We start from the raw sequence: 14,066 nt of genomic DNA, 5'->3' as shown, positions 1-14,066 counted from the left end.
TCCCTAGTTGACCGTGTTTCTCTTATCGAGTCTTCGTTCCCATAAGAATGTAAAAACTTCCCTGTATTACGCTACTTATACATCATTTTTCATTTAGATAATCATCTAATCGGTAATCAGACTATGTTCTTGTCCCTCGACAATTTAGATGAAATCTGACCATTATAAAAAAATTGTCCAAATTTTCAATGATTCTTTTATATTCATCATTACTTGGGTATAAGGCGTTCTTTTCATGTCCAAATTTATTACGATTTGATAGAATTTTCTTTGCTTCATTTTTAAAGCTATTCCGCATTTTCTTTGCTTTTGTTTGGTCTTTTTCTGTGAGTATTTCCGTTGCATGTTTTTCGAGTTTATCGATTAAAATTTTGATTATTCTACTTATTTTTTCTTTTCTTACTAAAACACCGAACATCGTTCCTACTTCCTTGATTATTTCCTCATTCATTATATATGTACTTGCAAGTATACTTTTCATATATCGAAAATGAGGCCCAACAAAAATATTGTCTGGATTTGATCTATCAAAACTGTTTTCGTTAATCTCTTTCAAAATATTACTATTGTACACGAGTTCATATGTTAAACTTTCAGCTAATGCTACATCAAAAGAATTTGTGTCTTTGACTTGCTGGGTGATCTCGTTACACATATTGATTATTTTATTACTGCTATGTAAATAAGGTTTAAGTTCTTCAAGCATCCCATTTGCTTGTCTTAAATGTACTGTACTACTATCGTCTAACCCTTTTCTATAGTCTTTTTCTATCCGGTCTAATAATTCAAGTCTCTCTTCGTCATTCATTAAAATGTCCCCCTTTAACTTTTCACTATCCTCAGCGTTATCTATCCGAATAAATTGATAAGCAAAAACTTATTAGTCATTTTCTTAAATCAGAAAAAACGTGTCGATTCTCCCTTAGATACTAAAGGTTTCACAATCTATAACTCGACTGTTTACGGGGAGTATGTTACAGATTTTTGATTCATTACTACTACTGTTTGTGGTTGGAAAAAATGAATTTCACTGCCTTTCGATCTCCAACAACTTAACTCATACGTTGATTTCGGTAAGCAGGACAATAACTTGTAACAATCACATAAAGAAGTCTTTTCAATGGAATTACTTGAAAAAGAAAAGTGTGCCCCTGGCAGTCAGGGGCACTTTCTTAAGTTTTTTTGGGTATAGTACAAAGGTTAAGCTCTAGTAATTTCTAAGGTCACGCCCTCTTAAGAAGGTTCTATACCTCAACCATTCGCGTGCCGTACTCCCTTTGTCCCGTTGAATAAAACAAAAGTGGATCTAAACCTTAGTTCTAAATAAACATCTCTTAATTGAGTAAATTCTTAAATCATGGTGTCGGTGTAGTTCCTCGCTTTTGAAGGACAATCTCCAGATCCAAAACATCTAAGATCCTCAGCAGAGTCTCAATATTATAATTTTCTCCGCTAGTCACTCGAATGATTTGAGGATGTTTCACCCCCACTTTGTCAGCCAATTTTCTAACAGACATATTCCTTTCTCTCAATGCCTCCTTGATGCCATGTGTAATCTCCAATTTCGGAATGGAGATCGAATAATATTCTGGGGGTACATTGATGAGATCATGGAGATTGTGAACTGTGGTGTTGTTATTCATAGGTGTCATCTCCTTTCTAACAAATGTCCCTTTCATTCAAAAATAACTCTGAATACAATAAAATTGTTTTCTTGATCTTTGAAAAAGATCTCTTTTTTCTGCTTGCATGACTAGTAGTTCCACCCTCCTTTACTTTGAGATTTAAGAAATATGGTTGATAAAATTTTCTGTCTTACTTGTCCCCATACCTTCGCATTTGTTAAAGACCAATGTTGGTTTAGAAGCGTGATGAGAGAGGCTGTTACCAGCCTTCTCTATCAGCGATTCGCACAGCCTTTTTCATATCCTGTTTTTTAATGGCTTCGTTTTTCTTCAAGAAAAAATGAACGATTCCATACTCTGAGCCGCCAATGTGCTTAAACAAAAAGCGCCATTCCCGCTTAGAGCTCCCCTTAATTTTCAGTTCCCAGATCCCGTCACGCTTGGTATTTTCGATCTTCTTTCCAAGATACGATTTGTCTGTACCATAAGCATTCAGTAAGCCAAAAGCTTCCAAAATCTTACGTTGAGCATCATCGCAGATTTCAGAGTTCTGAGTCCACTCCTTAAGGGGTTCATCTGCAAAAAACAGGTTAGAAAATGGCTGGATTTGATGGTTCCCCATCATCACCAACTCCTTCTTAACCAATATTCGAATGTATAAAGAGCAAAGTAAGCAGACTCACCGCTTAATATAAAAATGGTACCATATCTGTTACCAATTTGTCAAACGTCACCAGTTATATACAACATAGATAGCGGTAAGAGATAAACCACCAAAACTTTGTATTGGTACGCATAGTGCGACAATCGAATAGTTAAGTAAATCGCTAAATGTTGAAAGTAACTCATGCAACCAGCAACGTAGGATCTATATATGTACTAACCAATCATGTCGAAAACGGAACAGGATACAACATGTTGAATATTTGAGGTCATCTGTTTCATGTATTGGTTCATATTCAAACTCCTTATCCTTTCTAAGGCTACATCCAACTCCTCATTTATTGTCTTTTTTTAGGTTAAGGGATCAGGATTTTGGGCGTTTCCTCAAATTCAGATATAGAAGAAAGTTTAAATTTTCCGGTGAACAAAAGGGAGAAGACCCGTAAGTGGTCAAGAGCCCATTTTGTAGACATTGAAAAAAGACCCAAGGTAGCAAACAGTCGTCGGTACTCTACCGGCGTCTGTTTTTTAGTTTCCGTTGTGGCCGTTTTCGATTGTAAAAACGGATGTATTTTCGATTTTGCTTTGTGCTTCGGCAATGGTTCGGATATGATAGGGATAGAGTCCTTCCGTTTTAAGATGCGAGAAGAAACTCTCCATATAGGCGTTGTCATAACAATTTCCTCGGCGAGACATGCTGATTTGGGCGCCAACCTTTGGCAGTATGTCGTGGTAAGCGTGAGACGTGTACTGGAATCCCTGGTCGCTGTGAACGATCAGTCCGGTTACGTCTTTTTGCTTTGCAAAGGCTTTGGTGAATGTACGGAGTACCAATTCATTGTCGTTGCGTTCGCCCATTTCATAGGCGACAATTTCGTTGTTAAACAGATCCTTTATGGCCGAAAGATATACCCAGCGCTCTCCAACACGATACTGAGTAATGTCGGTTACCCATTTCTGATTTGGCTTTTCCGCATGGAAGTCTCGCTTCAAACGATTCTCTGCCACACGCTGAGCAGGTACGTAGGAGCTGCTGGAACGTCGTTTACGACGAACTCGAGATTGAATACCGAGCGTCTGCATCAGGCGTAACACCTTTTTATGGTTCATCCAAATCCCTTAATCTTGCCAAAGAAACAATTGGAGCTGTCGATAACCATATTTGCCTTCATATCGTTGATACGTTTGGAGCACTAGTTTCCTCGCCTGTGCATCACGATCCATTCGTTTACGTTTGGCATAGGCATAAAACCCACTTCGAGACACGCTAAACACGTGACAGAGTTTCTGGATATCACCGTACCCAGCTACCTTTTCCATGATTTCAAATCGCTCTTGTTTGCTTCCTCCTTCCAGGTTGCCAAGCACTTTTTTAACAATTCATTCTCCCGTTTCAGTTGTTGCACATAGCGGTCTTGATCGATGTATTCTTTTCGGCGACCTCGCTGATCGAGCAGTCCGAACTCACCTTGTTCCCGATATTTTTGCATCCATCGCTTCATTCGTCCTGGGTCATGAATTCCCAGATGTTCATTAATCTTTCGGTATGTCCATCCCTCAACCGTATGCAGACGAATGGCCTCTTGTTTAGTCTTCTCCGAATACGTTTTGAACTTTTGTCCCTTCATTGCCATAAAAAATGCACCCCCTAGAATTCATCGGCTAACCCTAGGGGTTTTTCCAATGTCTATTCTAATGGGTGCACTTCATAAGTTGGGCGGGCGCGATTTTGTTTCATTCTCCCAATTCATTCTTACCGTTCTAGAGTTCATTTCATAAAATCAATTTAATCTATTAACAAATTTAAATTCCTTATAAAGTTGTTCATAATCATCCCTTTCTTCTCCATTAATATCTTTTCCAGTTAATTCACGCTCACCCCAAATAACCCATATTAATTGTAAATTATTCTTTTTAAGATATGATTGTAAATAATCCTCTCTGATATAAAAAAATGACTGTGTATTATTATAATCACTACTATAATCGCTTAGATTTATAGTTGCTTGATCACCTTCTTTGGAAAACAAATCAAGGGTTTGAGGCTGTCCTATCAAATTCAGATTACTAGCAATACTTTTACTCAATGTAACGGCGTGCTCTAGAACGTTTGCTGCTGACTTACTTATATCCCATTTGTAATCGATAACAGGGTTCTTTACGACAAAATCGATGAATTCTTTTTGTGTGATATTTTTTTCACTTGATACAAACGTAAAGTTTGTATCATCATTTTCCGGAAAAGTCTCACACCATGGTATCTCTCCCCCGAAAGTATTGTGTATAATTGGCTTTGCAGGCAGCTCAGGATTACTTTTGACTAGATAATCATAGAGTTGGTCTACTTCAACATCATTGACAAGGAAACTTCGGAAAACACAAGAAATCTTACGCCCCTTCTTTTTATCCGCCTGAATCATATATCCATCTAACATAATCCATAGTCCTTGTTTTTGTACTAAATCAGTAATCTGTACATATTCAAGAACCTCTGGATTAGATTCATTCATCCAATCTTCATTATCTGATGTACTTTCTCCAAGAAAATCATTCTCAATGATCTTTATTTTAGTTGCTTGTTTTGGAAAACTAGGATCAAGTTCAGGATAAAACGCTCGATCTCCTACAGATCCGAGTTTACCTTGATCTTTTAAGCGACCAAACATTTCATAATAGGCAATCCATGAATACTTTTTAGCATAACGGTCAAGTCTTCTAGTATCCATCCCCATACGATAACTATAGCGATCGTTATTAATTGAACTATCAATGTCTTTAAACAGTTCATATGTCCAACCGAGCTGCTTAATGCGCCACAAAATTTGAGCTCGTATATTTTTATACTCGGTGTTGTTATAGTCATAATTCCTCCGATTGGGAACCAAACCACCTATTGTGTAGTTCTCGAAATCCATGTGAAAGGGAGATTCCTTTCGAGGAGAAATTTCATCAATTTCTAGCCCCCATTCCGAGTGTTCCCCAACTATATTTGAAAAGTTAAGTCTTTCTTGTTCAACCTCGGTAAATAAATTAGGCTTATGAAGCATCGAGATTTGTATGATTCTTTTTGCGTAATCCCTCGTTAAGATATGTGTTGTCATACAATTAGCATTAAAGGAAAACATATTATTGTATATTTCTATTGCAAATTTAGGAAGGATAACACTGACAAAAGAGTCATCTAGCCAATCGTTTTGTCTCGCCATTGTTACACCATAACATGCTGCAAGTAAGCGATCTTTTACGTAAGGATCATTGATCTGTAATGTTTCCAAACATATTGAAAATAACACTTCAGGATATTTTACTCCAATCGAATATATTATACGTGTAGCATGATCTCGAAGCTCGTGATCCGTAGAAGTGAGATACCAGTTATACCATTTAACTTGTAAGACGGTCTGTCTAGTCTGCATAGTTATATCATCTTCTTTGTTCGATATTTCACTGAACAGTTCTCTTTTATTTTTTCTGAGCCACTCACTCCAACATAAATCACGATCAGTGATTGTGAGCTTATTAAGAAAGCTATCGAGAAATTCTGAATTGAGAGGATGATTCAAAGCAAATCTAAATTTTCGAAGATGATAAAACATACTGTTTCTGATTTTTTCATTTTCTAACATTAACTCTTTAAGAGCAGAAACAGTAGCATTGTCTATAAATTCTGCCTCTACTTCATTTATGAATGCTAATGCTGCTTTTTTTAAGTTTTTTCGTACATACTTCCATAATTGTTTTCCATTAAATCGTCTTGGGAAAAGGGCTACTAATGATTTAAAAATATCATTACTCAGCTGATGATTATCTTGGCCAATAAACGAATACTCGAAGTCCTTATTTTTGAGCCACTCGCATTCATAGTCTTTTTTATTCTTAAGTAATAAAGAATTAGCAATTAAATAGCCTCCAAGTGCATCATATGTTGGAGTAAGTACATATTGACCTGGTTCTTCCCCGGGATTTCTAAATAATACTCCTTCTTGTGCGAAGAGGTTTACAATGCTGCTGTTCCAAGGTCGATTGGTATCATTGACAATGTTGCGGAATTGAAATTCGCTAACTTCTCGAGTTTTTCCTTTCCATAGCTCAATACCAAGTACATAGATTGCATTTTGTACATCTTGTGTCTCAAACGAAAATTCTAAGTTGTTCATTTGAGCGATCCTGTTACAAATATTATCAATATATTTTTCTAATAGTACTGAGAGGGAATAAGAGAAATGATTAACTATAACTTCTTTATCCCGTTTAGAGTTAGTAACTTCACAAAAAATACGTAATGTCAAAGGATGTCCTAATAAATCAAGCGGAATTTCAGCGTCTTCCGTAGAGATGCGGAAATATTTGAAATACTTCTCAATTGCCTCTTCCACATCCTCCCCAAATCCATCATATTCTATTTTTTGGACTTCAGTTGGAAGAGACTGAACAGCAAATGACTCCCTTTCATTTATATTTGACTTTGCAAAATTATGCCTTTCACGTTTTCGTTCACCAGTTCGGAGTGTACAAACCATTAGCACATTCGGATAACGTTTTAAGGTTTCTTGAAGTGATGCTAAGGGTTCTCTCCAATTCTTTGGGTTTTCCGCTTCGTTAAGCCCATCTATTATAATGGGAAGACGACATTTTGAACGCTTAGCCGCTGAATCAAGTGCCGCTAACAGGTTTTCCATACTTGAGACTGGAGAACCATTAATCAAAAAACTCTTTGCAAGATCATTTAATGAGGCACCCTTATTAAGGTTCCGGCCATGTAATAAAATTCCGGCAGGCCTTTCTTCCTGACTAGCTGTGAGTTGAGCAGCCATTTGGGTTTTGCCAGAACCTGCATCTGCTATAATAGCGACTAACCCAATTCCAAGATCATTTTCAATATCATCAAGTAAATGCTGTGCATAATACATATCTTCTAATGCATTAGTAGCTTCTAACGCTATCGGTAGATTTTCTTTTCTAAGCCATCTAGGAATTGATCTAATATGGTCATCTAAAAATGTCTTTCTTTGACTCAAATTTTGATGGATTAATTCTAGATCCCCTTCAGCAAGAATGGTATGAAAACTTAAAAGTATTTCTGAGAATAAATTGCAAGCTATGGCCAAGGGATGTAACACTTGTTTAATCATTTCGTTAGAATCAAAAATTGTCTTCTCAAACAAATCATTATAAGTTCTTAAATCCTTCCCCACTTCTAGAATTTCATGCCATGATGATGGTTCTCCCAGCATCCGTCTTATCGCTTGTTCAGTACTCAAAGTTTGGTGAACAGGCTTGAGCCAACGTTCCCTTATTGGTTGTACAGCTTCGATATGGCGTTTCTCTAGTTCCTCTCTGGTTAGAATTAACTCGCCGAAGTATGTATTACGAAGAATTAAACCTTCTCCACTAAGATAAGTGTCTAATTCTTCCAGAGCCCAAAGATGTAGACTTATCTTGTCAGAGAGTTTATAGTACCAGTCTTGATCTTTCTTACTTAGAGTATAAGGAGTCCATAGTACCCAATCTGTTAAATCAGGTATTAACTTTATACTCTTTTCTAACGAATCTTCAATATCTTTTTTACTTGCTGTTCTTAAATCTTTGTTAGCTGTCAATGTGTGAAATTTGCATTGCCATCCGTACCAACGGGGGGGAGAGCCCAGACTGCAGCTATTAGTTAACTTCAAATGAAATTCAACACCAGGCTGATTTGAAAGTGCCATAAATTGACCGTATTGGCCATAATGAAGTCTCATCAAGCTTCGGCATAAGTTTTCAAAATTTAGAGACTTCCCCCCTGGCAGGGAATCAAAGGCAGACCAATCTAAAGATGGCATCTTATTTCCCCCTTCCAAACTCTAAATCAGGATAATCATGGGCAGAGTAAACTTCTATTTTTGCTCCTTTTTCGATCATTAACTTGAAAAAAGCTGATATTTCTGTTTCTTCTGTTGTTAGTATTAACTTGTCTCCATCAACTTGTATTGTTGTGTCATACAAGAATTGTTCAAGTTCGGAAGGACTCAGTATATAACTATTCACTTCTCTCAAAATTCCCATCATATCATTGTCATATCTACTATAATTTCTTCCTACCTCAATTTTACCGTCTACAGCTTTTGTTATTTTTGTTATAAGCTCATTAGTTTCTTCAGCATCATTAGGACTTTTAAAATGACCTATCATAACAAGATTCATTGAATGTTCAGTACCATACCCATACCATACTTTCATTTGAGTTTCTCCTCATCTTCCATAATTTTTTTAAGTCTGTCTAAAGCAAAAATCACCCCGTCTTTTGTAATTTGGATTCCATTTAAATCATATGATGATCTTTTTAGAATTCCAGAAGCGTCAATATGTGCAAAGGAAAAAAGTCCCTTTTCGAATTTAAGCGGATTGCTTATGGGAAACCCGTTAGAAGATTTTTCACTTATGGAAAGGGGAATATTGCCCCGATAATCTTCGACCCATTTTCTAAGATCATTTAAAGTCTCCTGATTTATTTCCTTGCCTCTTCCTGCAGCCACTTCAGGAATCAATAAAAACTCAGAACATTGAAGTTCTTCAGCAATTTCTATTGCGCTATCAAGATCCCCAATGGTTTTTGAATTAACCACATAATTAATACCGAAATTTGCAACCTTTTTTATAGCAACAATACGTTCTAGTAAGGTCTCAAAGCGTCTCTTACGAAGTGTTTCATATGTAGATCCAACTCCATCCATACTAACTCTAATGAAATTCAAGTTACCATCAAGCTCACTAAGAGCAGAGTCGGATAAGTTATGTGCATGTGTAGTCATGGTAACAGCTAGTGTAGTATTCTCCATAGCATAACGACAGAGCTCTTTAAACCATGGATATAATGTCGGCTCCCCTCCACCGAATCCAATTCCAAAGCATCCATTCTGGTCCAACTCTATGAGCCACTTCTTTAACAGTTCTAAAGGAATTACAGCTGGCTTTTTCGGAGCATAACAATAAGGGCAATCTAAATCACAGGCATTCGTTAAAGCAATTGAGACTTGTCGTGGCGCTGTGGACCAAGATTTTTGTGGTAAAACTACTTCATCGAGTAGAAGATTAAATCCTGTTTGTCTATTAAACAAATGAATTCCTGATATTGTTGATCTTAATTTCATTCTATCCAAGTAGATCTCTCCCCTCTTTCATGCAGTCATTTGCTTAAATTATGTATATTTTTTTGTTTTAATTTGGGTTAATTCCCCATCTCATACTCCGACACTCCCATAGATTATTCTGTTGAAAACAGATTTTCTTCAATGAACGGCTTAATTACCACAATCTGTTTACAAATTTTTTTGTATTCATAACGCTTCCATAATAAATCTTTACAAGTGAAGAAGACTGGGAAACAAGAGTTTATTCATCCACAATTAATAATTATATACTAGTATAATCGACTTCACATTATTGAGCGCTAACAACTGTCTGAAGTAATCATTTTCTTATATTTATCCGATAAAGTTGGTAAGGGGGGATTAATTTGCCAGGCATGTACAGGTACATACGACAAGTAAAAGTACACACCAAGCAAGATACAAATTTGTCAAAGGAATCTGTTCAGGACCAAGAAATAAAACATGATCTTTTCAAAATTTTAAAAGATCACTCCAGGCAAACAACGATCATGGGACCGGCAGCAAAAAGAATTGAGGTATTCGGTATAATAACGCTAATCATTTTAATTTTATCAATTATTGTTAGTACTGCGTCTATTTTAATAACCGGGAAAGAAACACCTGATATTATAGGTACTGTATTCGTATTCCTAGTATTTGTTGGAATAGGTTGCTTTATCGGATCGACCATTGCCTCAAACATCTATATTAAGAGAGTATACAGCAATTTTTCCTTCTTACTAAGATTTTCTTTATTTACTTTTAACAAAGAAGCACTCTTTGTTTTACAGTGTGACGCAGTATACAAATATATCAAAAGCAAAGGGAAGATGAACAAAGAACAAATTGATTACCTAATTGCTTATTACTTAGAGCAAAGCGAAACACTACGAAAACTGCGCTGGTTACCTATAGCCATATTTTCGGCTTTCTTATTCCCTTTATGGAATATTCTTTTAAATAAAATACTTAAAGAACTTAATTGGTCCAATTGGATTGCCGTATCTTTAGTAATTGTACTAATCCTTATTCCATTAGTCTCTTTTATTGTTTGGATATTCAGAAGGAATATCGAACCTGTTCTATTTGAAAAACCTAATAAGTATCTTCAGCTAGCAGCAATTTTACGTGCTCTCAAATCCTATTAATTGGATTCCCACATAGCCACCAGAGTAAATGCTCTGGTGGTCGCTTTCTTAAAGGCCTGACAAACTGTTAAGTCAGCACCTTATGTCAGACCCCACACATTGTAGACTTTATCTACTTACAAAATTTAAACTTTGCGACCCGCTATGAACGGAAGAACACCTTCCAATAAATTGGTGGAAGTTACACTCATTTTTACTTCATTATATGGTAACAATACTGAGGAAATAAAAAATGCAATATAACGTACCAATTGATGTAATGATAACCGGCGCATTAAATATTGGTTCGAATGGCAGGAAAATCGTTTGGATTTCACCTAGCGTAGGCATTCAATCAATGAATACTCAAGGAAATGAATTTCAAGAACTTGCAAAAGCGAAATTTGACCCTCTCACTGAGGCCGTTCATGCGAGTTTCTCGGTACAGTTATAGAATATCTATCCGGTAACCTTCATTAGAAATATTGCGTTGGATCAAAGGGTGATGGTTTATCTTCAGTCTGAGGGGTTTCCTTACTTCGTTCGTGCTTTTGCTCATAATCCTCATTTTCATCCCCATAAAAATCATCTGTATCGATAATGAGATCATCGGTTTCAATGTTGAAATTTAACGGATCATGAACATCAAGCTCAAGATTGATAATAAAAGGATAAGACGCCCCTATACGGGTACCGTCTCCCTTATCAAAATCGCGATCAGAACCATACTGATGCTCGACATCTACATAACCATCGACTTTGACTTTGATGCTTTGATCATCGATAGAATCTATCGTAATTAGATTAACTCCGCTACCTTCAACGATGTAATGTGTAGCTAGGACGTCAACTTCTTTTAGTACATCATCAATGGAAGCATACATGACTGAATCGTGCAGAGATGTCTCTAGCGCTTCAGAGACCATATTCTTGAGATCATCTATAACTTCAAAAAATCTCTGAACAGCAAGTAAGGTGTTCTCAACAAGCTTATTGCCTATGCTAGGGGCGATATTGAAGGTGTCTTCAGTATAATGAACGTATTTGTTGAGTTCATCCACAGCTTGATGTGTTCTGTCGATAATCACTGATAGGTTTAGTTTAAGCACTTGGGTAACAAATTCATCCGACAGTCCACCTCGAATGGCATATTCCATTTTTTCTGTTCTCTTTGCCGTCGTAGTGTCTTTCTTCCTAGGCTTATCTTTCCACCATTCACACGCTACGACCTTCTCGTTAGGGCCTAAACGTTCGATCACATGATTAGAAACAAGTTCTCTAATCCCTAAAGAAAAAAATCCGTAGCGCAATGGATTATGTGTAGATTCGAGTGCATCGAGTGATCCTTCGAATGCACTAATTTCCAGTGAACCTTTTAGGTATTTATGAATGACATGTTCTGGGGATTGCAACATTGTTGTGACCACCTTTATGAGTTCTAGTTACTTATTATAATACGCCAATCACGTTAAACTGTCTCATTTACACAGGGAGCAACCTCGTACACTACCTTAAGCTTGTTTCCTCCGTTACTGGCTGAAACGTTTTATTCGCTTCTATGTACTGCTGTTTTTGTTTTTAAAAAAAGCCCACTCGTAGACACGGTCACAAGTGGGCTTTGATCTATTATAATAAAACATTAATATATCTCACATTTTCCAATGGTTCCGCCAAATTAAAATCAACAAATCCATACCTATAATGTTCATCCTTAAAGCCAATCAATAATGTTTGTTTCTTAAGCATTACTCCGTGATTTGCGAGCCACCCCAATACTTCGTTAGCACCTTCGTTAAAACTTACATTCCCTGTCTTTCCTTTATTGGTATAGTAGTGCTCAAGAGAACCTGCCACAAGATCCGACAAACTTAAGATATCTAGAAACACTGGATCTGTGCCCTTCTCCCAAGGGTTAGCATAGATAATAGTCGAGTATTCACGTTTTTCTTCCAATGAGTTAAGAACATTACTAAACATATTTGCGGCTGCTGTAGACATTCTATCATTAGCCATTATACTATCGTCATCCGTCATCCCAAAAAAATTCTTCCCATTTGGGATAAGTAGATGTGTTAAATACCCCATTGTGCCGATAATTCTTTGTACTTTCTCAGCGTTCTTAGGCGACCATTTTCCTAAATTATTCTGTTCAAACATTTTAGACAACTCTTTTAGAGCGTTCTTATTATTTTCGCCAAACATGGAGATGACTTCTTTACTAATGACTAAAGTGAATATGAGTCCCATGTAAACCCCAATTCATTACATGTAGATACTCTTTAAGTACTCTTTGAATTGGTCCATAACGTAGATCTTTAAATGATATTTCTTTATACGGTTTATCTAATCCGTACTTATCGCGGATCTTTAAGATCTCCCTTTTGTATGTACCATTAAGTAAATCATAGTCAGCAAACGTAAAGGTATATGTAAGATACTTACTGTTAGGAGCTTCTCCCCCATAGTCAGATAATATAAGAACGGTGTTGCTTTTCTCGAAATTTGGAAGTAACAATTTCCGATTATGGCGCCTTTGTTGAAATGCCACGTTAAATATATCGAATAGAGGGGGATTACGATCCTCCAAATTTAATCGGAAGCTTATAGTCTCTTAATATTAATGAATCAACTATACTATCGAGATCATATTTCTGCATTTTCCATTCCCCAATCATATAAAAGAATCATGTGTGAATCGATTTTGTAGGTGCTGCCGCAGCATGATGAGTAACTGCACTGCGCTTCGCTCACAGAATCTTCCGGGTGGAATTTGCCGTTTGCTTCCGCTTCGGCACGCCCGAATGAAGTGCCCACTCGATCGGAGCGTCCTGCGATATCTTTGACCTTGGTCGAATCAGTTGCTGGGTAGCTCTTGCTCTTGCGGCGATCGAATACATCCGCGCAGCGGCACCGTCTCTTGCACCACTCCGGAGCTGAACGTGACCTTATATCTGCTCGGCTTAACCTCTTCGAGCATGCCGTCCGCCGAGACTTTCAGACCGGCAGGCGAACTGCTGGAGTAGGAGGTCGCTTTTTTCGGGATGGCAAATGTGCCGTCGCCGTAAGGGGCCATGATCTGCATCGGCAATTTGTTTCCCGGATTCAGCACCAATTCGTCATATTGGGCGTATAAGCCCTGTATGGTACAATTCTTGAACGACCAGGTCTTGCTGCGTAGCTGCGATTCTGTATACAGCTTATAATCGAGCTTTACTGTATAGACGTTGTACCTGTTCAGCACATCCTCGGATACAAGAACAACGTATCGCCTTGCAGTTCGCTGTTCGCTGTAGTAACGGAACTTCATGCCCTTGGAGTCTACGATTCTCTCTTTAAACGAATCGATGGCGAAACCTGTCGTAGCCGAGATGATGCCACCCGAGTATTTAATACCGAAACGGACTAGCAGATTCGGAATCTCGGATCTGTAGAATCCAACGTCGACTCCTTTCATGCCGTCATACGTATACAGTTTGTAGATTGAAATCCCTAGTTATGATGAAACACACCGCTATTTTGAT

15 protein-coding genes are annotated in these 14,066 nt (G+C 37.4%); 2 read left to right on the top strand and 13 right to left on the bottom strand.

Annotated elements, in window-relative coordinates; genetic code table 11:
- Positions 1 to 121: 121 nt before the first annotated feature.
- The 9 genes from MHB43_RS17875 to MHB43_RS17835 form a co-directional block, all read right to left on the bottom strand.
- Positions 122 to 808 carry a hypothetical protein gene (locus tag MHB43_RS17875; protein WP_405117640.1) on the bottom strand — a complete coding sequence of 229 codons (687 nt, stop codon included), beginning with the start codon at positions 806 to 808 and terminating at the stop codon, positions 122 to 124.
- Positions 809 to 1,355: 547 nt separating this feature from the next.
- Entirely contained in the window at positions 1,356 to 1,643 is a 288-nt protein-coding gene (locus tag MHB43_RS17870) for a helix-turn-helix domain-containing protein (protein WP_405117639.1), read from the bottom strand.
- Between the two features lie 241 nt (positions 1,644 to 1,884).
- Positions 1,885 to 2,250, bottom strand: coding sequence for a type II toxin-antitoxin system RelE/ParE family toxin (locus MHB43_RS17865; protein ID WP_405117638.1), 366 nt, complete (start codon positions 2,248 to 2,250; stop codon positions 1,885 to 1,887).
- Between the two features lie 566 nt (positions 2,251 to 2,816).
- Positions 2,817 to 3,398: an IS3 family transposase gene (locus tag MHB43_RS17860; RefSeq protein WP_405117637.1), complete on the bottom strand. Its 582-nt coding sequence runs from the start codon at positions 3,396 to 3,398 to the stop codon at positions 2,817 to 2,819.
- Between the two features lie 9 nt (positions 3,399 to 3,407).
- The gene (locus MHB43_RS17855; protein ID WP_405117636.1) at positions 3,408 to 3,608 is read right to left on the bottom strand and encodes a hypothetical protein; all 201 of its coding nucleotides are present in this window, start codon (positions 3,606 to 3,608) and stop codon (positions 3,408 to 3,410) included.
- Positions 3,596 to 3,922, bottom strand: a complete 327-nt coding sequence (locus MHB43_RS17850; protein WP_405117635.1) for a transposase — start codon at positions 3,920 to 3,922, stop codon at positions 3,596 to 3,598. The genes MHB43_RS17855 and MHB43_RS17850 overlap by 13 nt, the downstream gene beginning before the upstream one ends.
- A gap of 147 nt (positions 3,923 to 4,069) precedes the next feature.
- The gene (locus MHB43_RS17845) at positions 4,070 to 8,110 is read right to left on the bottom strand and encodes an NACHT domain-containing protein (RefSeq protein WP_405117634.1); all 4,041 of its coding nucleotides are present in this window, start codon (positions 8,108 to 8,110) and stop codon (positions 4,070 to 4,072) included.
- A gap of 1 nt (position 8,111) precedes the next feature.
- Positions 8,112 to 8,507, bottom strand: a complete 396-nt coding sequence (locus tag MHB43_RS17840; RefSeq protein ID WP_405117633.1) for a DUF6375 family protein — start codon at positions 8,505 to 8,507, stop codon at positions 8,112 to 8,114.
- On the bottom strand, positions 8,504 to 9,418 hold the full coding sequence (locus tag MHB43_RS17835; RefSeq protein WP_405132445.1) for a radical SAM protein: 915 nt from the start codon (positions 9,416 to 9,418) through the stop codon (positions 8,504 to 8,506). The genes MHB43_RS17840 and MHB43_RS17835 overlap by 4 nt, the downstream gene beginning before the upstream one ends.
- A 365-nt stretch (positions 9,419 to 9,783) precedes the next feature.
- Here MHB43_RS17835 and MHB43_RS17830 point away from each other — a divergent pair, with 365 nt between their 5' ends.
- A complete protein-coding gene (locus tag MHB43_RS17830) occupies positions 9,784 to 10,566 on the top strand; it encodes a hypothetical protein (protein WP_405117632.1) in 783 nt (260 codons plus the stop codon).
- 232 nt (positions 10,567 to 10,798) lie between these two features.
- Positions 10,799 to 10,999, top strand: coding sequence for a hypothetical protein (locus MHB43_RS17825; protein ID WP_405117631.1), 201 nt, complete (start codon positions 10,799 to 10,801; stop codon positions 10,997 to 10,999).
- Between the two features lie 22 nt (positions 11,000 to 11,021).
- On the opposite strand, the gene MHB43_RS17820 is transcribed toward MHB43_RS17825, so the two are convergent.
- The 4 genes from MHB43_RS17820 to MHB43_RS17805 form a co-directional block, all read right to left on the bottom strand.
- Positions 11,022 to 11,960: a hypothetical protein gene (locus MHB43_RS17820; protein WP_405117630.1), complete on the bottom strand. Its 939-nt coding sequence runs from the start codon at positions 11,958 to 11,960 to the stop codon at positions 11,022 to 11,024.
- A gap of 211 nt (positions 11,961 to 12,171) precedes the next feature.
- Positions 12,172 to 12,747 carry a hypothetical protein gene (locus MHB43_RS17815; protein ID WP_405117629.1) on the bottom strand — a complete coding sequence of 192 codons (576 nt, stop codon included), beginning with the start codon at positions 12,745 to 12,747 and terminating at the stop codon, positions 12,172 to 12,174.
- Between the two features lie 441 nt (positions 12,748 to 13,188).
- Positions 13,189 to 13,359, bottom strand: coding sequence for a hypothetical protein (locus tag MHB43_RS17810; protein WP_405117628.1), 171 nt, complete (start codon positions 13,357 to 13,359; stop codon positions 13,189 to 13,191).
- Between the two features lie 40 nt (positions 13,360 to 13,399).
- Positions 13,400 to 13,999: a hypothetical protein gene (locus tag MHB43_RS17805; RefSeq protein ID WP_405117627.1), complete on the bottom strand. Its 600-nt coding sequence runs from the start codon at positions 13,997 to 13,999 to the stop codon at positions 13,400 to 13,402.
- Positions 14,000 to 14,066 lie beyond the last annotated feature (67 nt).

Origin of the sequence: Paenibacillus sp. FSL H8-0317 (genome assembly GCF_045040685.1) — a bacterium.
Taxonomy (GTDB): domain Bacteria; phylum Bacillota; class Bacilli; order Paenibacillales; family Paenibacillaceae; genus Paenibacillus.
Note: the sequence above shows the minus strand (reverse complement) of the source record. Positions and strands in the feature narration are given on the sequence as shown.

Excerpts from the sequence above, each read along its gene's own strand:
- MHB43_RS17815 (WP_405117629.1), bottom strand. The coding sequence starts at position 12,747 with ATGTTTGGCGAAAATAATAAGAACGCTCTAAAAGAGTTGTCTAAAATG.
- MHB43_RS17850 (WP_405117635.1), bottom strand. The coding sequence starts at position 3,922 with ATGGCAATGAAGGGACAAAAGTTCAAAACGTATTCGGAGAAGACTAAA.
- MHB43_RS17835 (WP_405132445.1), bottom strand. The coding sequence starts at position 9,418 with ATGAAATTAAGATCAACAATATCAGGAATTCATTTGTTTAATAGACAA.
- MHB43_RS17840 (WP_405117633.1), bottom strand. The coding sequence starts at position 8,507 with ATGAAAGTATGGTATGGGTATGGTACTGAACATTCAATGAATCTTGTT.
- MHB43_RS17855 (WP_405117636.1), bottom strand. The coding sequence starts at position 3,608 with ATGGAAAAGGTAGCTGGGTACGGTGATATCCAGAAACTCTGTCACGTG.
- MHB43_RS17875 (WP_405117640.1), bottom strand. The coding sequence starts at position 808 with ATGAATGACGAAGAGAGACTTGAATTATTAGACCGGATAGAAAAAGAC.
- MHB43_RS17820 (WP_405117630.1), bottom strand. The coding sequence starts at position 11,960 with ATGTTGCAATCCCCAGAACATGTCATTCATAAATACCTAAAAGGTTCA.
- MHB43_RS17805 (WP_405117627.1), bottom strand. The coding sequence starts at position 13,999 with ATGAAAGGAGTCGACGTTGGATTCTACAGATCCGAGATTCCGAATCTG.
- MHB43_RS17845 (WP_405117634.1), bottom strand. The coding sequence starts at position 8,110 with ATGCCATCTTTAGATTGGTCTGCCTTTGATTCCCTGCCAGGGGGGAAG.
- MHB43_RS17870 (WP_405117639.1), bottom strand. The coding sequence starts at position 1,643 with ATGAATAACAACACCACAGTTCACAATCTCCATGATCTCATCAATGTA.
- MHB43_RS17860 (WP_405117637.1), bottom strand. The coding sequence starts at position 3,398 with ATGAACCATAAAAAGGTGTTACGCCTGATGCAGACGCTCGGTATTCAA.
- MHB43_RS17825 (WP_405117631.1), top strand. The coding sequence starts at position 10,799 with ATGCAATATAACGTACCAATTGATGTAATGATAACCGGCGCATTAAAT.
- MHB43_RS17865 (WP_405117638.1), bottom strand. The coding sequence starts at position 2,250 with ATGATGGGGAACCATCAAATCCAGCCATTTTCTAACCTGTTTTTTGCA.